Below are 18,785 nucleotides of genomic sequence, written 5' to 3'. Positions count from 1 at the left end.
TCGCGTTCGACGCCGCCCCGGCGTGTCGCGATTGCGCTCATGTACGGCTCCCCTTGTCAGGGGAGCTGGCCGCGAAGCGGACTGAGGGGTGGTCGATGTGATGCGAACCCTCCAACGCCGAACCCCGGCTCAGCCCCTTCTGACCGACTCCTTCTCGATCAGGGTGCAGTGGATCTTCGCCGGGACCGGGGCGTCGAGCGGCGGCATCGGCGCGGTCGTCCTCGGCCACTCGCCCTCGTCGAGCGTACGCCCCTCGATCAGCGAGATCAGCTTCGCCGCCGCCCAGTAGCCCATCTCGAAATGCGGCAGCTCGATCGTCGTCAGCTGCGGGGAGAGGGTCTCGGCGAACACGCGGTGGTTGTCGACGCCCACGACGGACAGGTCGCGTCCCACCGTCATCCCGCGCCTCGCCGCGCACTCGTACACGTACCAGGCGCGCGCGTCGTTGAAGCAGAAGAACCCGTCCGGCCGCTCCCAGTCGAACAGGTCGGAGACGGCCGCGAGCGCCGGGCCGTTGTTGAGCACGTTGACGATGAGCCGGTCGTCGGGTTTGCGCCCGACGTCCTCGAGCGCGGCGCGGTAGCCGGCGAGCCTGCCGTGCTGCGCGATCATGTCCTCGCTGCATCCGATGTACGCGATGCGCTCGCAGTCGGCGTCGATGAGCCGTCGGGTCGCGTCGTAGCCGATGTGGAACTCGTCCGGTTCGACGCTGGGCGTGGGGGAGGTGGGCGTGGTCCCGTCGGTCGCATCAGATGTCGTCCCGGCGATCGTCCCGTCCGCGCCTGCCTCGTCCGTGGCGTCGACCAGCACGATCGGCAGGTCTGCGAGCGAACGCGGCACCCGGGTGACGCGATTCGACATCTTCGCGTACAGGAACCCATCGGCGCCGTAGCGTTTCAGGGCGGCGATCTCGTCATCCTCGTCCATGTCGCCGTCGGTGCTCACGGTGATGAGCATGTAGCCGTACTGGCTGGCCGCCGACTGCGCGCCGAGGATCATGCCGCCGGCGTACGGGGTGGTGGCGACCTCCTCGCTGATGAAGCCGAGGATGTGCGTGCGGTTCGTGCGCAGGGAGCTCGCCATCGGGTTGACCCTGTAGCCGAGCCGGTCGGCCACCGCGCGCACATGCGAGGCGATCGCCGGCTTGACGCGCCCCTCGTCGCGGTGGTTCATCACCAGCGACACCGTCGAAACCGAAACCCCCGTCTCCTGCGCGATCTGCTTCATCGTAACCATACGTCAAACGATACACCGCATAGACGGGCGTTCCCCCGTACGGCTCGCCATGCGTACATCCGTACATATGGCGTGGATCGTGTGTGGGGGATGCCCTGTTGCGGGAGACAACCGTTGCGATGTGCCGGGAATCTCCCGCGTATGGCGTGTCAGCGGGAGATACCGGTTTCCATGTGACGCATATCTCTCGCCGGGGAGCCTCTCAGCGAGAGACGTGCGTCAGGTCATGACGGGAATCTCCCGGATACGGGTCGTCGGCGAGAGGTCGCTGTCACGGTGTGACGGGTGTCTCTCGCATGGGCCGATGCATTCGGTGGTTGGCGGTCACCGGTGGCCGCGGAGAGAGGGGCTTGTGTGAAACAAGGGCCTGTCAGGCCGTACCCTGCCGGCCCCGCGGATAGCATGGGGGCATGAGAAGCTTTCTGACACAATGGCTGATCCTCACCGTGGCGGCCGCGGTGATGGTGGTGCTGCTGCCCGGCATGACGACGGTGGGGGAGCCGCCGATCCTCGGCGTCGCCGCGTTCTCCCTGTTCATGGCGCTGATCAACGCCTCGGTCAAGCCGCTGATGCACCTGGTCTCCCTGCCGATCACGGTCCTCACGTTCGGCGTCTTCTATCTGGTGGTCAATTGGCTGTGCATGCGGCTGGCCTCGTGGCTCGCGCTGGGCCTGTTCGGCGTGGGCGTGTACGTGCACGGATTCCTGTGGGCGACGATCGGCTCGATCATCATGGCCATCGTCTCCGGCATCGTCGGCTCGATCGTCGGCGAGTGATGCGCCTCTGACGGAATCGGCGGCCTGTGGCGGCCGGCTATGACATATGGCGCATGCGGCATAAAAGCCCGTGGCTCATTCATCGGGAATGAGCCACGGGCTTTTCGCTTACGATTCCGGGCGATGCCGATCAGGCGAGGCCGGAGAGCTTGTTGATGAGCTCCGGATCGCGGGTCGCGCCCTTGTCCGCGGAGCGGGCGAAGGCGGCGTAGGCCTTGAGGGCCTGGCTCACCTTGCGGTCGCGGTGCGCGACGTAGCCATCGCCGGCCTCGAGCTCGCGGCGGCGCTCCGCCAGCTGCTCGTCGGTCAGCTCGACGTTGACGGAACGGGCCTCGATGTCGATGTCGATGATGTCGCCGTTCTTGATGAGCGCCACCGGGCCCTTGTTTGCGGCCTCCGGGGCCATGTGGCCGATCGCGAGGCCGGAGGAGCCGCCGGAGTAGCGGCCGTCGGTGAGCATGGCCACCTGCTTGCCGATGCCCTTGCCCTTGACGAAGGAGGTCGGATAGAGCATCTCCTGCATGCCCGGGCCGCCCTTCGGACCCTCGTAGCGGATCACGAGCGCCATGCCCGGCTTCAGCGTGTCGTCGAGGATGACCTTGATGGCCTCCTCCTGGGACTCGACGACCAGCGCCGGTCCGCGGAACTTCCAGATCTCCTGCGGCACGCCGGCGGTCTTGACGACGCAGCCGTCGGGCGCGAGGTTGCCGCGCAGCACGGCGAGGCCGCCCTCGTGGATCTCCGGGTGGTCGATGTCGTGGATCGCGCCGTTGACGCGGTCGGTGTCGAGGGAGTCGAACAGGGTCTCGTGCGTCCACGGCTCGGGGGAGATGATGTGGCCCGGCGCCGCGTGGTACATGGTCTTGGCTTCCTCGGTGCAGGTGTCGCGCATGATGTCCCAGTCGGCGAGCTTGTCCTCGAGCGTCGGGTAGTCGATCGAATGGACGTTCCTGTGCAGCTTGCCGGCGCGGTCGAGCTCGCCGAGGATGCCGCAGATGCCGCCCGCGCGGTGCACGTCGGAGATCTCCCACTTGCCGGACGGCGCGGCCTTGCAGATGCACGGCACGGTGTGGGAGATGCGCTCGATGTCGTCGAGCGTGAAGTCGACGTCCGCGGACTGCGCCATCGCGAGGATGTGCAGCACGGTGTTGGTGGAGCCGCCCATCGCGACGTCCATCGTCATCGCGTTCTCGAACGCCTCCTTGGTGGCGATGGAGCGCGGCAGCACGGAATCGTCGTCGTCCTTGTAGTACTGGTTGGCGATCTTGACGACCTGGCGCGCGGCCTTGCGGAACAGCTCCTTGCGGAAGCCGTGGGAGGCGAGGATCGTGCCGTTGCCGGGCAGCGCGAGGCCGATGGCCTCGGTCAGGCAGTTCATCGAGTTGGCGGTGAACATGCCGGCGCAGGAGCCGCAGGTCGGGCAGACGGTCTTCTCGTAGTTGAGCAGGTCCTCCTCGGAGACGTTGTCGTCGGCGGAGGCGTACATCACGGAGATGAGGTCGGTGTTCTTCTTGACGGTGCCGTCGGCGAGGACGGTGGTGCCGGCCTCCATCGGGCCGCCGGAGACGAACACGGTCGGGATGTTGAGGCGCAGGGCGGCCATCAGCATGCCGGGGACGACCTTGTCGCAGTTCGGGATGCAGATCAGGGCGTCGGCGCAGTGCGCGTTGCACTGGTATTCGACGGTGTCCGCGATGATGTCGCGGGAGGGCAGGGAGTACAGCATGCCGGTGTGGCCCATGGCGATGCCGTCGTCGACGGCCATGGTGTTGAACTCGCGGGGGATGCCGCCGGCCTCCTTGATGGCCTCGGAGACGATGCGGCCGACCTTGTTGAGGTGGACGTGGCCGGGAAGGAACTCGTCGAAGGAGTTGGCGATGGCGATGATGGGCTTCCTGCCCATGTCGTCGCCGCTGACGCCGGCGGCGCGGTAGAGGGCTCGGGCGCCTGCGAAGACGCGGCCCGACATGAGTTTTGCAGATCGCATTTCAGTCATGCTTCCATTCAAGTCCCTAATCGGGACACGGTTTTTGTCAAGAGTCAGTATGTGGAATTCACGAGGATGTTACCTTGCGGGTCCGCGTGCAGCGAATCGTTCTCAGTAAGAAACGTGTGAGGCCTTTTCGGCCTCAATCGAACAGGGGATGCTCTGGAACGTTGGAATTCCGGGGCATCCCCTGTTGTGCGTTTGTGCGATGGTGTGCGATCGGCTCACACATCTGCTATTGAGAACGATTCGCTGCTTCCATTTCGGCGTGAGATATGCTGGGGCCATGACGCGATACCTATGCGCCCCTGACTCCTTCAAGGAGAGCCTGACCGCCATGGAGGCGGCGCAGGCCATGGCCCGGGGGATCAGGAACGCGGACCCGCAGGCCGAGGTCCGGTGCCTGCCGATGGCCGACGGCGGCGAGGGGACCGCCCGTGCGCTCGTCGACGCGACGGACGGCGTGATGCGTGAGGTGATGGTCCACGACCCGCTCGGACGGTCCATCACCGGCCATTACGGCATGCTCGGCGACGGAGTGACCGCCGTGGTCGAAACCGCCGAGGCCAGCGGACTCGCCCTGCTCACGCCCGCCGAACGCGATCCCCTAGTCACCTCCTCGTACGGCACCGGCGAGCTGATCCGCGCGGCGGCCCATGCGGGGGCCACGCGCATCATCGTCGGACTCGGCGGCTCGGCCACCAACGACGCCGGCGCGGGGCTCCTTCAGGCGTTGGGCGTGCGGCTGCTCGACGGGCACGGCAGCGAACTCGCCCCCGGCGGCGCGGCCCTCGAGAGCCTGAAAACCATCGACGTGAGCGGGCTCGACGGGGCCGTGCGCCATGTGCGCATCACCGCCGCCTGCGACGTGACCAACCCGCTGACCGGACCGGACGGCGCCAGCGCCGTGTTCGGTCCGCAGAAAGGCGCATCGCCGGACGACGTCGAACGTCTCGACCATGCGCTCGGGCGATTCGCGCGGGTCATCGCCGACCAGCTGCACGTCGAGGTCGCCGACGTGCCCGGCGCAGGGGCCGCGGGCGGTATCGGCGCCGCCCTCAAGGGCTTCCTCGAAGCCGAATTCCGCCCCGGCGTCGACATCGTCATCGAGATCTCCGGACTTGACGAGGCCGCCAAGTGGGCGGATGTCGTCTTCACCGGCGAGGGCTCGATCGACTTCCAGACCAAGTTCGGCAAGACGCCCGCAGGCGTCGCCCGGACCGCCAAGAACCATCGCAGGCCGGTCATCGCCGTCGCCGGGCACATCGGCGAGGGCGTCGGCGAGCTCCACGGGGTCGGCATCGACGCGGTCTTCGGCATCGCGCCCGGCGCCGCGAGTCTCGACAGCCTCCTGAAGGACGCCGCGCGCAACGTCGCGTTCACCACCGAACAGATCGTGCGCACGCTCGACCTCGCCCGTCGTGGTGAGTCGTGATCACTTGGGGCTTGTCAGCCAGTCGAGTGCATTGACCACGTCGACGCCGTCGACACTGCCCAGTCCGAACGTGTCGAGCGTGAGGATCATCCGACGTCCAGGTGCGTTGTTCAGCCTGCGCAGCGGCTCGAATTCACGGTCACGGGTCGAGGTGTCCATGATGGTCGCACTCACCTGGATGAACAGTCGTTCATCGGTCATATCGGCCGATATGCGGTCGGCGACGAAATCGATCTCGAGATTGTCCATCCTGCCGACCTGCACGTCGTATCCCCGTGTCTTGAGCTCGTTGTGCACGATGAGCTCGAGCAGCGGCCCGATATCGCCCTGATGATAGCTGACCAGCATGTTCCTGATACCGGGATCCGCGGGATAGTACTTGCTCAATCCTTGGAGGTAGTCGCCTCCCTTCACGTTGATACGCCGGGCCTGATGGAAGAGGAACGCGTCGAGCAGACCGGAGATGTACCGTTCGATGGTGTCATTGGTCGCCGAACGCCGTGCGCTTCTCAGTCTGTGCTCGATCTTGGAGATCGATACGGGGGAGCCGGCGGTGTCGGCGAGATATCGGGCGACGTCGTTGAACGCCATGGGGTTGCGTATCCGCAGATACTGGGAGATGTCCCGCACGAGTACCGTGTCGTAGATGCCGGAGAGTACGGTGTACGCCAGTTCCTGATTGGTTCCCTGATCGACGACCGGAGGCAGTCCGCCGTATCGCATGTACCGTTCGAACGCGGTGTTGCGGTCGGACTCGCCGGTGTATCGAAGAAACTCCGCGAAGGACAGCGGGAACACCCTGATCTCGACATAGCGTCCGGACAGCAGCGTTCCCAGCTGCCTTGACAGCAGGTGCGCATTGGAACCGGTCAGATAGATGTCGACGTTCGCATCCACCTGCAACGCGTTGACCACGCGTTCCCATCCGTCGATGAGCTGCACCTCGTCGAGCAGCAGATAATACCGCTCGCCATCACGCATGAGATCTGTGATATGGCTGTGCAGCCGCGTTCGATCGAACGCGGCGAATTCGAACGATTCGAGATTGATGGTGAGAACGTGATCCGGTGGAACGCCTTCCGAGACGAGCCTTTGCCCCAGCAGCTTCAGGAGTGATGACTTGCCGCATCGGCGCATGCCGGTGATGACCTTGATGAGTCCGTTATCTCTGGCGGCAAGGAGTTTGCCCAGATACAGCGGTCGCGCTTTCAGCTCCATGATGCTCCGAACTTTTGCTGTCGTACTGGTAAAAGTATAGGAGATGTGGACTACTTTTACTAGTACACTAGTAAAAGTTCAGTCATCTTGAGAGTTTTACTCTTATACTAGTAAAAGTTGTGCCAGATAGTGGTGCAGTATAGATGCTATCTCGTCTGCAAGGGGTACATTCGGCGTTCGGCGGACGTCTATCTTGCTTGCGAGGGGTACCCATCCTGAGTATCAGACATACCAAACGGCTTTATGGCGTTGGTGCCAAGCCGTTTCGGGAGCTTTATACCTACAGAATGTACCCCTCGTAACGCAGGTAGAGGTCCGCAAAACGGCAAAAGTACCCCTCCTAACGCAGATATAACGCAGATAGACGCAGAGGCGGGTGACGGCTTATTTCGTTCAGTGCCTTTACAATCAGGGGAGAACGAAACGCCGGTGTTCTGACACGTCCGAAAAGCGAGCCGCGCACGGGACGCCGGCGGGGTGCCGGTCAAGACATCGGCGGGACGCCGGACAGGAAGCGTGAGAAGGAACGAGGGGAGGGCCGCAGTGCCGCGAGTCAGGAGCATCAACCAGGACGACCTGCGCAACCACAACCTGTCGGTGGTGCTCTCCACGCTCGCCCGCTCGCGCACGCCGCTGAGCCGCGCCGAACTGGCCAAGGAGACAGGCCTCACCAAGGCCACGCTCTCGCTGCTCGGCGACCTGCTGCTGAAGAACCATGTGATCCGCCAGCTCGACCCCGCGGTCGGCGCGGCCTACGGCAGGCCGAGCACCCCGCTCGCCTTCGCCCCCGGGCGCTGGGCCGGCGTCGGCATGCAGGTCAACACCGACGGCCTCGGCTATCTCGTGCTCGACATCAACGGCGACGTCGTCGAATCGAACTGGTGCGAACGCACGATGGACGATGTGCGCCCCGACGACATCCTCGGCGAGCTTGACGCGATGATGGCCCCCGTCGAAACCCGCCTCACCCGGCGCGGCTACACGATCGCCGGCGCCGAACTCGCCCTGCCCGGCCTTGTCGCCAGCGGCAACGAACTGCTCGTCGCGCGCAACCTCGGTTGGCGCGACCTCGATCTGAACCGCTATCCGGTGATCGAACGGCTCGGTGCGAACGCCGAGAACGAGGCGACGCTCGCCGCCCTCGCGCAGATCCCTGGCTACGCCTCGCAGCGCACCGACGGCGACTGGCCGCTGAAGACCTTCGACTCCTTCATCTACGTGTCCACCGACATCGGCATCGGCGGCGCCTACGTGCGCGAGGGCCAGATCGTGCGCGGCGACCACGGGTTCGCCGGCGAGATCGGCCATGTGTGCGTCGACATGCACGGGGAGCTGTGCCGTTGCGGTCGGCACGGATGCCTCGAGACGCTCGCCGGCCGCCGCGCGCTCATGGTCGCGTCCGGACTTGCCGATGAGGAGCATGCCGCCGACACGACGCTTACGCCGAAACTGCTCGAGGCGTGGCGGTCCGGGGATCCGAAGGCCGTGCTCGCCGTCGACCATGCGATGACCGCGCTCGCCGCGGCGCTCGCCAGCGTCGTCAACATCGTCGACATCGAGAACATCGTGATCGGCGGCCTGCTGGGGGAGTTCGGCGATGCGATGGCGGACGTCCTGCGCGCCCGGGTCGCCTCGCGCATCCTCGCGCGCGACGGTGTGGACATGCGTGTGATGGTCTCTCCCGTCACCGACCATCCCGCGTTGCACGGCGCCGCCGTGATGGGCCTGCGCTGCCTGTTCGACTCGCCCCTCAAATACATGACGGCATAGCCGTCGTGACGTCTCGACATCCCTTGGAACACGCCTTATCCGGCAGATAAGTTCATTCGTTTGACAAATATAGTTCAGTCATTTAACATAAGAACCGTCAGCCGGTTCGCTCCGAGGTCATGGCGGATGGAACGCCATGCGGAGGCCGAACGGCGCAACGGACAATCACACGAACATTCCGAAGTCCAAGAAGTCTAAGGAGACAGCAATGGGTCTGTGGGACATCGACAAGATCGAATACGTCGGCCGCAAGGGCGGCGACAAGGAAGGCCTCGGCTTCCGCTACTACGACGCCGACAAGGTCGTCGCCGGCAAGCCGATGAAGGACTGGCTGCGCTTCGCCGTGGCCTACTGGCACACCTTCGACCAGCGCCTCGTCGACCCGTTCGGCGACGGCACCGCCGAGCGTCCGTACGACAAGTACACCAAGCCGATGGACCTCGCCCTCGCCAAGGTCGACTACGCCTTCGAGTTCTACACCAAGCTCGGCGTCGAGTACTTCTGCTTCCACGACCGCGACATCGCACCCGAAGGCGACACCCTGCGCGAGACCAACGCCAACCTCGACAAGGTCGTCGACAAGATCGAGGAGAACATGAAGTCCACCGGCGTCAAGCTGCTGTGGAACACCCAGAACCTGTTCACCAACCCGCGCTTCGTCGCCGGCGCCGCCACCTCGCCGTTCGCCGACATCTTCGCCTACTCGGGCGCCCAGGTCAAGAAGAGCCTCGAGATCGCCAAGCGCCTCGGCGCCGAGAACTACGTGTTCTGGGGCGGCCGCGAAGGCTACGAGAACCTGTGGAACACCCAGATGCACCGCGAGCAGGCCCACATGGCCAAGCTCTTCCACCTCGCCGCCGACTACGCCAAGGAGATCGGCTTCACCGGCCAGTTCCTCATCGAGCCAAAGCCGAAGGAGCCGACCAGCCACCAGTACGACTTCGACGCGGCCGCCGCGCTCGCCTTCCTCAAGACCTTCGACCTCGAGGACGTCTTCAAGTTGAACCTCGAAGGCAACCACGCCAACCTGGCCGGCCACACCTACCAGCACGAGGTGCGCTTCGCCCGCGAGAACGGCGTGCTCGGCTCCCTCGACGCCAACCAGGGCGACAAGCTCATCGGCTGGGACATGGACGAGTTCCCGTCCGACCTGTACGACTGCGTCGCCGTGATGTGGGAGGTCCTCGCCAACGGTTCGATCGGCCCCCACGGTGGTCTCAACTTCGACGCCAAGCCGCGCCGCACCTCCTTCGAGGCCAACGACCTGTTCCGCGCGCACATCGTGGGCATGGACTCCTACGCCGCAGGTCTGCTCGTCGCCGCCAAGATGCACGAGGACAAGTACATCGAGAACCTGCAGGCCGAGCGCTACAGCTCCTACGAGTCCGGTATCGGCGCCGCCATCGAATCCGGCGAGGCCACCCTTGCCTCCCTCGAGGAGTACAGCCTTGACAAGACCCAGGCCGAGCTGCGCGCCGCCACCAAGTCCGATCACCTCGAGCAGGTCAAGGCCACGATCAACAACTACATCGTCGACGCGCTCGCCGAGGCGTGATCGATCGGCGCTTTCCTTCCATCATGCGAATATCCGCCTGCGGCTGACGAGGGCCACAGGCGGATATTCGCGTTTTGGGCCGGACCGTCGCGGCGTTACTTGCCGTCCACGCCGCGGAACAGGTCGGATTCGTTGTCCAGCAGGTCGTCGACCAGATAATGCGAGTCCAGCGCCTGTATGTCGTAGGTGCCGGCGTCGATTTGGCGGGCCAGCCTGCTCCGGTAGTACAGGTCCATGGCGTGTTCGGCGGGGATGTCAAGGCGTTCCGTCAGCAACACGATGATGTCCGCGTCAAGATGCTCCTTGCGTAGGGAATCAAGTTCGGTCAGCATATCCTTGGTTACGTTCATCGATCCACCTCGTATGATTCGGCGAATGCCAATGCGTGATCTATGGCTGATTGCGTGACGAAGCAGTACTGGTCGTTCCGACCGTAGAATTTCAATGCCCGCAGAGTGGTGTCCATGTCCCACAGGCCACGGAAATACATGTCGATCGCCATGTACACCTTGTCATCCGCGACGCCGCCATATACGATATCGGTTCCTGCCGGGGGTCGGCCGCCCCGTCGGCAATCACAGACGAATTCAACCCATGACCTGTCGTCGTCGAACGTCAGGATGTTCGGGTCGCTGGTTTGCGAGAAATCGAAGACATTGATGACGGCGGTCCCGCCGGATCTCATGGTCCGTCGCAACGCCCATCGTTCCGCTTGCTGACGGAAGCTGGTCGCGTAGAAACCGGGGCCGAAATCGAGGTTCTTTCTGGAAAACGAGATGTCGGGTGATTCGATGACACAGTCCGAACCGTGGTACAGCTTCATACGTCCACCCCTTTGGCACGAACGTATTCGGTGAGGTCGTCGGTCAGATAGTCGCTTCCCAGCGTGTGCAGCACGTCATATGCGGGAAAGATATAGCGGTTCAGGGCATCGGTCCTATCGAGGATGGCGTATACCTCGGGACTGCTCTTGCGCCATTTCCGTGCAAGCTGATGTATGAGGAACACGGAGAAGTCGACCTGTTGGCGTTCCAATGTGGTCAATGTGCACCTCCCTGTCCTGCAGTCGATGGCGCATGTCGTCGTGCGACTCTCCGGACGATTGTACTTTATCATCGCGCTGCGCCTCGGTGTGACCCCGGCGAATCTTGTCGCTGTCGTCATTGACGACAGCGACAATCAGGCGCCTCGCGGATTCGGCGTCCGCTCGAGCTGACGCGTTCAGCCGCGATACTTCGCGTACTGAGCGTAGACCTCGGGCGTCGGCTCGCCGGTCAGGGTCTCCTCGATGGTGAGCGGCCACGCCGGCGGCTCCGCCTTGCCCGAAAGCACCCATGCGGCCTGGCGCGCGGCGCCGATCGCCACATACTCGTCGGTCGCCGGCAGTTCGACGTCCATGCCGAGGACGCCCGGCGCGTAGGCGCGCACCGCGGCGGAACGCGCGCCGCCGCCGATCAGCAGGATGCGCGTGATGTCCGCGCCGAGCGAGCGGATGAGCTCGAGGCAGTCGCGCTGCGAGCACAGGAGTCCTTCGACGAACGCGCGCGCGATGTTCGCCTTCGTCGTGTTGGCGAGCGTCATGCCATGCAGTGCGGCCGTCGCGTCCGGACGGTTCGGCGTGCGCTCGCCGTCGAAGTACGGGATCAGGGTGATTCCCGCCGCGCCCGGCACCGACTGCGCGGCCAGCGCGGCCAGTTCGTCGTAGTCGACGCCGAGCGCCGCGCGGCCGGCGTCGGAGATGCGCGATCCGTTGATCGTGCAGGCGAGCGGCAGGTAGTGTCCGGTGCAATCGGCGAAACCGGAGACGGCGCCGGTCAGGTCGTACACGGGGTTCTCGGCGATGGCGGCCGCGACGCCGGAGGTGCCGAGCGAGATGGACACGTCGCCGACGGCCATGCCGAGGCCGAGCGCGGCCATCGCATTGTCGCCGCCGCCGGGGCCGAGGATGCAGCCGCCTTCGACGTCCTTGCCGGCGATGGCGGGGGAGGCCTTCACCGCGGCGGTCTCGCGGGGACCGAGCACTTCGGGCAGCGTGATCGCGTCGGCGTGGGCCTCCGCGGCATCCTCGCCCTCGGCCGCGGCCAGCACCATCGCGATGAGGTCGCGGCGGTATTCGCCATGCGCGGCGTCGTAGTAGATCGTGCCGGAGGCGTCGGAACGGTCGGTGAACAGGGCGTCGAGATGCGCGTCCTCGCCTTCCGCAACCGGGCCGTAGCCGGCGATGCGCCAGCTCAGCCAGTCGTGCGGCAGGCAGATCGCGGCGATGCGCTTCGCGTTCTCCGGCTCGTGCTCGGCCACCCACGCGACCTTGGTGAGCGTGTACGAGGCGACCGGCGAGGAGCCGACGGCCTTGACCCAGCGCTGCTTGCCGCGTGCGATGACATCCTCCGGCTCGCTAGGTTCTGCGGGGTCGACGCTGCCGAGGCGCTCGATCAGGGCGGCCGCCTGCGGCGCGGAGCTCACGTCGTTCCACAGCATCGCATCGCGGATCACGTTGCCTTGCTTGTCCAAGATGACCATGCCGTGCTGCTGGCCGCCGACCGAGAGCGCGGCCACGTCGTCGAGTCCGCCGGCCTGCTCGCTCGCCTCGAGGAACGCGTTCCACCATGCGTTCGGGTCGACGCTCGTGCCCTCGGGGTGTTTCGCCTGTCCGAACCGGACGAGCTCGCCGGTCGCGGCGTCGGTGACGCGGACCTTCGTCGACTGCGTCGAAGTGTCGACTCCGGCGACCAGAACTTGTGCCATGGGTGTTCCTTTCGTTGGTGATCCCTGATATTCACTGATCTTCCCTGTGGGCGGCGGTCTGCCCGGTACATACGGCTTCTCCGTCGCCCATATAGTTAGATGATTTAATTTAATTGTACGCACACGCGCAATCATTGTCCAGCCGAAGGCGCACATGGCTGCGCTGATGTGGGAGGCGATGTGTGTGGGGCGAGGCGTTTGCTTGTGCAGTGCATCCTCAGCCGTGGAGAAAGTGTTGTTTTCTTTGCCGCCAACCCTAGGAAAAATGTGATTCTATATACTTTGAACACTAGAAATTATGTAATAACTGTAAAAAATATGCCCATGAAAATGAGGAAAACACATTTTTCAACCCTAGGAAAAGTGTTATCATCAAGAATGCCGGTTGGTGATGCCGTTGATGCGTCGTGATATTGAAGCTGTGATATTGAAGTGAGGTGCGTATGCCGGAATTCACAAGGGATATATATGCCGAACTTGACGCTTGGGCTGGATCGTCGGATCATAGGCCGCTGGTGTTGCGTGGCGCGAGGCAGGTAGGTAAGACGCACGCCTTGAAGCTTCTTGGGCGGAAGCGGTTTGACTCGTTCTCCTACATCAATTTGTTTGACGGCGGTGCTCGAAACGCTTTGATGGAGGCCGATTCCGTCCATATGCTGCTGGACTCCGCCGAAGCGTTCAACGGCGTCCATGTGCGGCCCGGGACAACATTGCTATGCATTGATGAGGTTCAGGAGATCCCGCGGTTGCTGACATTGTTGAAAGCGTTCCATGAGGAGATGCCTGAACTTCACGTGGCGGTGGCCGGATCATACCTTGGCATGGCTCAACATGCCGGGCTGTCGTTCCCTGTCGGCAGCGTCATGTCCATCGATGTGCATCCCATGACGTTCATCGAATTTCTTGATGCTGTCGGGGATGGCGCGATCGCCCGGCGTATTCGTGACGGTCGTGTCGACACTCTTACCTTATTCGAAGAGCGTTTGGAACGACGTGTGCGTCAATATTGCTTTACCGGTGGCATGCCGGCGGTGGTTTCGGCGTTCGTCGCGGATGGATATCAGGCGGCGAGGAATGTCCAGCGGGAGTTGCTGTCCAACTATGACATGGACTTTTCTAAACACCCTCGAACCGGCGTAGACGGTGAAAAGGTGCGACTCGTGTTCTCCTCCATCCCGTCGCACCTGTCGAGAGAGAACCACAAGTTTATCTTCGGTCACATCGCTCGTGGGGCCAGGGCGGCTCAGTATGAGTCAGCCATTCAGCAGATCGTCGATTCCGGATTGGCCACACGGGTGTACCGAGTCGAGAAGCCGGTTGCTCCGCTTCCCTCCTATCGTGATGATTCGGCATTCAAGCTATACATGCATGATGTAGGCATTCTGGCTGCCACGTTGGACCTGACCCCTGCGGACGTGATTCTTGGCAATGATGGTTTCCTTGAATTTCGGGGTGCTCTGACCGAGCAGTATGTCTGTCAGCAGCTCGTTGCCTCCGGGGTGACCCCGATGTATTGGTCCAACTCGAACAGCACCGGAGAGGTTGACTTCGTGTTCTCCGCCAATGGTTCCGTCATTCCGTTGGAGGCCAAGGCCGGAACGGAGCGGAATAAACGAAGCCTGAAATGGCTGTGTGACAAATACGCCATCCGCGGCTACCGGACGTCCATGCGCGGGTACAAGGAACAGGATTGGCTGACCAATGTTCCGCTTTGGATGGTCGGCCAGTATTTCAAACGACAGCCGGCCGATGCTTATTCGCCGGATGGAGGAGCCGATTTGGGACCGCTGCCGACGATCGCGGAATGATCCGGATGCTCATCGATGATGTCCGTCGGGGCAACGAAAACGGGATCCCGCGCATGATCGCGGAATCCCGTTCCCCTAGGTGGCCGAAGCCAAGTGGCCGAAGCCGTGACGGCCGGAGCGAGCCGGCCATCAAAACATTCAGCGGTTGGTCTTGTCGACGTCGTTGATGATGTCGGACATGACCTTGTAGTTGGCGTAACCGTTCTGGGCCATCGAGTTGACACCGTACATGGCCAGACCGCGCAGCATGGAATCCTTGAACGACATGATGAACTTCCTTTCGATTGGGGCGTTCCCGTTCGGGGCAGCCCCGTGATGTATACGTATGGTTGTTGTGTGTCGCAACCGCCGGAATCCGTTCGGCGGCTGCGGTTGCGGGGGAGTGCGCGCGGCTCAGCTTGACTCTGTTTGCCAGATTTGCCAGAGGCGGCCGTCGGGCGCGCTCCTCAAGACTTGATTAAAGCTTGATTCAGCGGGCGGTCTTGTTGTCGCTGATGATGTCGGCCATCACCTTGGCGTTGCCCGGCGTGTACTGGGCCATCATGCTGGCGCCGTAGAGAGCGAGACCGCGGACCATCGAATCCTTGAACGACATAATGTCCTTCTTTCATCAGGTCAAAGCCTTGCGGCTTCGATATCTTCGTTTTCGGCTTCTTTCTGAAACCGGTTTCAGAATAACGCGCATCAAGGGAGAAATCAAGTTCGGATATGCCATATCGGTATTTCTTCACACTTCTGAAACCGATTTCGTAACGTGTGTATCAAACCGGTTCGATACCGCGATGCGCGAAACCCGTTCTCCCGGGCCGGCTCCGAAGGTGGGCGGTCAGTGTCGCGGACCGCCGGCGAGGTGACCGGCGCGGACGGCGGATTTCGTCCCACGGTGAAACCGTTCGGCGTGTCGTGGACGCGGTGGCGTGTGCCCCCGAGCCTCTTCCCGGCACGCGCACCTTGTCGTGCACCTTGTCTGATGCGTGCATTTTCATGGAAGTCATATGGCGTGGTGCCGACGGGCAAGGAGCGGGGCGGATATGGCGAGAAGCACGGGACACTCCCGACCGGTGATCAAGGACGTCGCGCGTCTCGCCGGAGTGTCCGCGCCGACCGTCTCCCGCTACCTCAACGGCACCGTCAAGGTCTCCGAGGACAAGCGCGAGCGCATCGCCCGGGCCATCAAGCAGCTGGGATACGAGCCGAGCGTCGTCGCCCGGGCCCTGTCCAACCGTGAGATGGACACGGTGGTCGTGTTCGCTGCCAACCCGTCCGCCTTCTCCACCTCCGAGACGAACCACGGCGTCGAGGCGGCCGCGCGCCGCCGCCGGTTCCTGCTCAACATCGTCTCGCTCGACGAATCCGACATGGACTCGGTCGAGCAGCGGGTGCGGATGGGCCTGTCCGTCCGCCCGGCCGGGGCGATCGTCTACCAGTACGACCGCGCCGGTATCAGGGCGCTCGATTTCATCCCGAAGGACCTGCCGATCGTCGTCGTCGGCGGCAGCTTCGGCGACGGCGACTACCAGGTCGTCAACGCGGAGCGCGAGGGCGGACGCTGGATGACGATGCACCTGCTGGACCTCAAACACAGGACCGTGTTCCATGTGGCGCGCCCCGAGGGGCCGACCGACAACACGCGCACCAACGGATGGCGGGACGCGCTGGAGGAGCGGGGCGCCGTGATCCACGAACCGGTCATCGTCTCGCCCGACGATCTGGAGGAGGCCGTCGAGGTCGGGCGCAGGCTCGGCGAGCGTGGCGACGTGACGGCGGTGTTCGCGGGCAACGACGAGACCGCGATCGCCGTGATCAAGGGGCTGGAGGAGTCGGGGCGCCAGGTGCCGGACGATGTGAGCGTGGTCGGCTTCGACGACCAGCGGTTCGCCCCGCTTTGGCGGCCGGCGCTCACCAGCTACAGCCAGAACTTCCACGAGATGGGCGAGCGCGCGTTCCGGATGCTCTACGAGCAGATCGCGGCCAAGCGCGACGGCGCCGACGCCCCGCAGCCGCAGGTCGAGGTCGTCGAGGGGCGCCCCTGCCTGCGCGAGTCCGAAACCGAATACGTGCCCTGGGAGTAGGCGGACGGCCTGTGTCAGATGCTCCGGAAGTCTTCCGCGCGTCCGCGGATATGGCTATACTCGTTGCGGTTGAGATAGTTTTTCCGCATGTTGGGAGATGCACGATTATGGCAAATGACACCGAGCCGAAGGACGTCGAGCCGAAGGCCGGCGAGGAGTTCGGCACCAAGCCCACCCCGGAGGGTCTGGTCAGCCCGTCGATCGACGAGCTCATGCAGCACGCCGATTCCAAGTACGCGCTGGCCATCTTCGCTGCCAAGCGCGCTCGCCAGATCAACTCCTACTTCACCCAGCTCAACGAGGGCCTGCTGCAGAACGTGGGTCCGCTCGTCGAGTACCAGAACAACGAGAAGCCGCTGTCCATCGCCTTCCGCGAGATCAACGACGGCCTGCTCGAGGAGACCCTTGGCGAGGACGATCTGACTGAGGGCAACTGATCGCCGGTCCGGTAGACACCGGACGCACGATCGACCGATTATCGACCGATAATCGAAAAACTCCGGTCCGAACTCGTTCGACACGCTTGCCCAAGCGTATGCGGACGAGTACAACTGACCATCAGGAGCGAACAACGTAGGGCTCGCGCCGACCGCAAGGTCTGGCACGAGCCCTTTTGTATCACCGCCGAAGGCAGCCGTTTCGTGATGCCGTGGACAGTGTCGGTCCTGATGTACAACCAACAATTCAAGAAACGTATCATTGTGCCCCGCACTCCCGGGCCCGAAGCGGCCGCGTATGCGAGGCGATAAGTCCGAAAGAGGGATGATATGACCAACCACGAGCGCAAGCTCATCTCCGCCGAATCCGTCACCGAAGGCCACCCCGACAAGGTCTGCGACCAGATCTCCGACGAAATCCTCGACGACCTGCTCAGGCAGGACCCCCAGTCCCACGTCGCCGTCGAGACCTCCGCCGCCACGGGCGTGTTCCTCGTTTTCGGCGAGGTGACCTCCGAAGGCTACGTGGACGTGCAGGCGAAGGTGCGCGAAACGCTGCGCCGCATCGGCTACACCTCGTCCGAGGTCGGCCTCGACGCCGACTCCTGCGGTGTGATCGTCGCCATCACCGGCCAGAGCGCCGAGATCAACCAGGGCGTCTCCCGCCTGAGCGGGGCCGAGGAGTCCGCCGCCAGCCGCGAGGAGCGCTACGAGGCGCAGGGCGCCGGCGATCAGGGCGTGATGTTCGGCTACGCCACCGACGAGACCGACGTGCTCATGCCGCTGCCGGTGCATCTGGCGCACCGTCTCGCCTACCGCCTCGCCCAGGTGCGCAAGAGCGGCGAGGTGCCGCACCTGCGCCCGGACGGCAAGACGCAGGTCACCATCGAATACGACGAGAACGACCGCCCGCTGCGCGTCGACACCGTGCTCATCTCCACGCAGCACGACCCCGAGGCCACCCACGAGTGGCTCGAGAAGGAGCTCAAGGAGCACGTCATCGATCCGGTGCTCGACGAGATCCTCGGCGACACGCTCAAGCACGACGACTACCGCCAGCTCGTCAACCCGACCGGTTCGTTCATCCTCGGCGGCCCTGCGGCCGACGCGGGTCTGACCGGCCGCAAGATCATCGTCGACACGTACGGCGGCGCCGCGCACCACGGCGGCGGCGCGTTCAGCGGCAAGGACCCGTCCAAAGTCGACCGTTCCGCCGCGTACGCGACCCGCTGGGTGGCCAAGAACATCGTGGCCGCAGGCCTCGCGCACCGCGTCGAGGTGCAGGTCGCGTACGCGATCGGCGTGGCCGACCCGGTGTCCATCAACGTCGAGACGTTCGGCACCGAGATCGGCGGCGTGACCCGCGATCGGATCCAGCAGGCCGTGCGCAAGGTCTTCGACCTGCGCCCCGCCGCGATCATCGACGAGCTCGACCTGAAGCGCCCGATCTACGCGAAGACCGCCGCCTACGGCCACTTCGGCCGCACCGACGTCGCCTTCCCGTGGGAGGCGACCAATAAGGTCGACGAGCTCAAGGCTGCCATCGCCGAACTCGCCTGATCGGCCTGACGAGACACCACTCGCGCCCTCGCATCGCGCGGTGATGTCACCCATGACGCGGTGAGTATCCCATCGCGCGGTGAGGCCGAAATCCGAATCGTTGGAATGAAGCCGTTTTCCCACACCGCGTCATGGGTGTTTCACCGCGTCATGTCGTATTCACCGCGCGATGGGAGGTCCGACCGC

The 18,785-nt window shown here is 63.9% G+C and carries 17 protein-coding genes and 1 riboswitch; of the genes, 8 read left to right on the top strand and 9 right to left on the bottom strand.

The genetic code is table 11. The features are described 5' to 3' along the window. Window positions 1-129: 129 nt before the first annotated feature. The gene (locus CSQ85_RS04030; RefSeq protein WP_150382940.1) at window positions 130-1,236 is read right to left on the bottom strand and encodes a LacI family DNA-binding transcriptional regulator; all 1,107 of its coding nucleotides are present in this window, start codon (window positions 1,234-1,236) and stop codon (window positions 130-132) included. Window positions 1,237-1,646: 410 nt separating this feature from the next. Between CSQ85_RS04030 and CSQ85_RS04025 the strand changes: the two genes are divergently transcribed. After that, on the top strand, window positions 1,647-2,012 hold the full coding sequence (locus tag CSQ85_RS04025; protein ID WP_150382939.1) for a phage holin family protein: 366 nt from the start codon (window positions 1,647-1,649) through the stop codon (window positions 2,010-2,012). 130 nt (window positions 2,013-2,142) lie between these two features. Here CSQ85_RS04025 and ilvD read toward each other — a convergent pair whose 3' ends face one another. Beyond that, window positions 2,143-4,008 carry a dihydroxy-acid dehydratase gene (gene ilvD, locus CSQ85_RS04020; protein WP_107040789.1) on the bottom strand — a complete coding sequence of 622 codons (1,866 nt, stop codon included), beginning with the start codon at window positions 4,006-4,008 and terminating at the stop codon, window positions 2,143-2,145. 277 nt (window positions 4,009-4,285) lie between these two features. On the opposite strand from ilvD, the gene CSQ85_RS04015 reads away from it, so the two are divergent. Then, on the top strand, window positions 4,286-5,434 hold the full coding sequence (locus CSQ85_RS04015; RefSeq protein WP_150382938.1) for a glycerate kinase: 1,149 nt from the start codon (window positions 4,286-4,288) through the stop codon (window positions 5,432-5,434). Here CSQ85_RS04015 and CSQ85_RS04010 read toward each other — a convergent pair whose 3' ends face one another. Then, entirely contained in the window at window positions 5,435-6,652 is a 1,218-nt protein-coding gene (locus tag CSQ85_RS04010; RefSeq protein WP_150382937.1) for an ATP-binding protein, read from the bottom strand. A 543-nt stretch (window positions 6,653-7,195) separates the two neighbouring features. Here CSQ85_RS04010 and CSQ85_RS04005 point away from each other — a divergent pair. Continuing rightward, the gene (locus CSQ85_RS04005) at window positions 7,196-8,422 is read left to right on the top strand and encodes an ROK family protein (RefSeq protein ID WP_150383053.1); all 1,227 of its coding nucleotides are present in this window, start codon (window positions 7,196-7,198) and stop codon (window positions 8,420-8,422) included. 208 nt (window positions 8,423-8,630) lie between these two features. Continuing rightward, window positions 8,631-9,977, top strand: coding sequence for a xylose isomerase (gene xylA / locus CSQ85_RS04000; RefSeq protein ID WP_150382936.1), 1,347 nt, complete (start codon window positions 8,631-8,633; stop codon window positions 9,975-9,977). Window positions 9,978-10,072: 95 nt separating this feature from the next. Here xylA and CSQ85_RS03995 read toward each other — a convergent pair whose 3' ends face one another. The 4 genes from CSQ85_RS03995 to CSQ85_RS03980 form a co-directional block, all read right to left on the bottom strand. Beyond that, window positions 10,073-10,327 (bottom strand): hypothetical protein, encoded by a 255-nt coding sequence (locus tag CSQ85_RS03995; RefSeq protein ID WP_150382935.1) that lies wholly within the window; start codon window positions 10,325-10,327, stop codon window positions 10,073-10,075. After that, window positions 10,324-10,800, bottom strand: coding sequence for a DUF3990 domain-containing protein (locus tag CSQ85_RS03990; RefSeq protein ID WP_150382934.1), 477 nt, complete (start codon window positions 10,798-10,800; stop codon window positions 10,324-10,326). Before CSQ85_RS03990 ends, CSQ85_RS03995 begins: the two co-directional genes overlap by 4 nt. Next, window positions 10,797-11,021, bottom strand: coding sequence for a DUF3791 domain-containing protein (locus CSQ85_RS03985; RefSeq protein WP_107040856.1), 225 nt, complete (start codon window positions 11,019-11,021; stop codon window positions 10,797-10,799). Before CSQ85_RS03985 ends, CSQ85_RS03990 begins: the two co-directional genes overlap by 4 nt. A gap of 177 nt (window positions 11,022-11,198) precedes the next feature. Continuing rightward, the gene (locus CSQ85_RS03980; RefSeq protein ID WP_150382933.1) at window positions 11,199-12,722 is read right to left on the bottom strand and encodes a xylulokinase; all 1,524 of its coding nucleotides are present in this window, start codon (window positions 12,720-12,722) and stop codon (window positions 11,199-11,201) included. Window positions 12,723-13,165: 443 nt separating this feature from the next. Here CSQ85_RS03980 and CSQ85_RS03975 point away from each other — a divergent pair, with 443 nt between their 5' ends. Continuing rightward, window positions 13,166-14,530, top strand: coding sequence for an ATP-binding protein (locus tag CSQ85_RS03975; protein WP_150382932.1), 1,365 nt, complete (start codon window positions 13,166-13,168; stop codon window positions 14,528-14,530). Window positions 14,531-14,668: 138 nt separating this feature from the next. On the opposite strand, the gene CSQ85_RS13510 is transcribed toward CSQ85_RS03975, so the two are convergent. Both CSQ85_RS13510 and CSQ85_RS13505 read right to left on the bottom strand, forming a co-directional pair. Next, on the bottom strand, window positions 14,669-14,797 hold the full coding sequence (locus CSQ85_RS13510; RefSeq protein ID WP_263390563.1) for a hypothetical protein: 129 nt from the start codon (window positions 14,795-14,797) through the stop codon (window positions 14,669-14,671). Window positions 14,798-14,999: 202 nt separating this feature from the next. Continuing rightward, window positions 15,000-15,125 (bottom strand): hypothetical protein, encoded by a 126-nt coding sequence (locus CSQ85_RS13505; RefSeq protein WP_263390562.1) that lies wholly within the window; start codon window positions 15,123-15,125, stop codon window positions 15,000-15,002. Between the two features lie 436 nt (window positions 15,126-15,561). On the opposite strand from CSQ85_RS13505, the gene CSQ85_RS03970 reads away from it, so the two are divergent. The 3 genes from CSQ85_RS03970 to metK all read left to right on the top strand — a co-directional run bounded on the left by CSQ85_RS03970 (window position 15,562) and on the right by metK (window position 18,599). Then, window positions 15,562-16,602 carry a LacI family DNA-binding transcriptional regulator gene (locus CSQ85_RS03970; RefSeq protein WP_150382931.1) on the top strand — a complete coding sequence of 347 codons (1,041 nt, stop codon included), beginning with the start codon at window positions 15,562-15,564 and terminating at the stop codon, window positions 16,600-16,602. Between the two features lie 107 nt (window positions 16,603-16,709). Beyond that, window positions 16,710-17,039 carry a DNA-directed RNA polymerase subunit omega gene (gene rpoZ / locus CSQ85_RS03965; RefSeq protein WP_107040797.1) on the top strand — a complete coding sequence of 110 codons (330 nt, stop codon included), beginning with the start codon at window positions 16,710-16,712 and terminating at the stop codon, window positions 17,037-17,039. 255 nt (window positions 17,040-17,294) lie between these two features. Beyond that, window positions 17,295-17,374, top strand: a riboswitch (SAM riboswitch). Continuing rightward, window positions 17,370-18,599 carry a methionine adenosyltransferase gene (gene metK / locus CSQ85_RS03960; protein ID WP_150382930.1) on the top strand — a complete coding sequence of 410 codons (1,230 nt, stop codon included), beginning with the start codon at window positions 17,370-17,372 and terminating at the stop codon, window positions 18,597-18,599. (Overlaps the previous riboswitch by 5 nt.) Window positions 18,600-18,785 lie beyond the last annotated feature (186 nt).

The organism is Bifidobacterium rousetti (assembly GCF_008698235.1).
Taxonomy (GTDB): Bacteria; Actinomycetota; Actinomycetes; order Actinomycetales; family Bifidobacteriaceae; genus Bifidobacterium; species Bifidobacterium rousetti.
The sequence above is the reverse complement of the archived record's forward strand: the minus strand, read 5'-3'. Positions and strand labels throughout refer to the sequence as shown.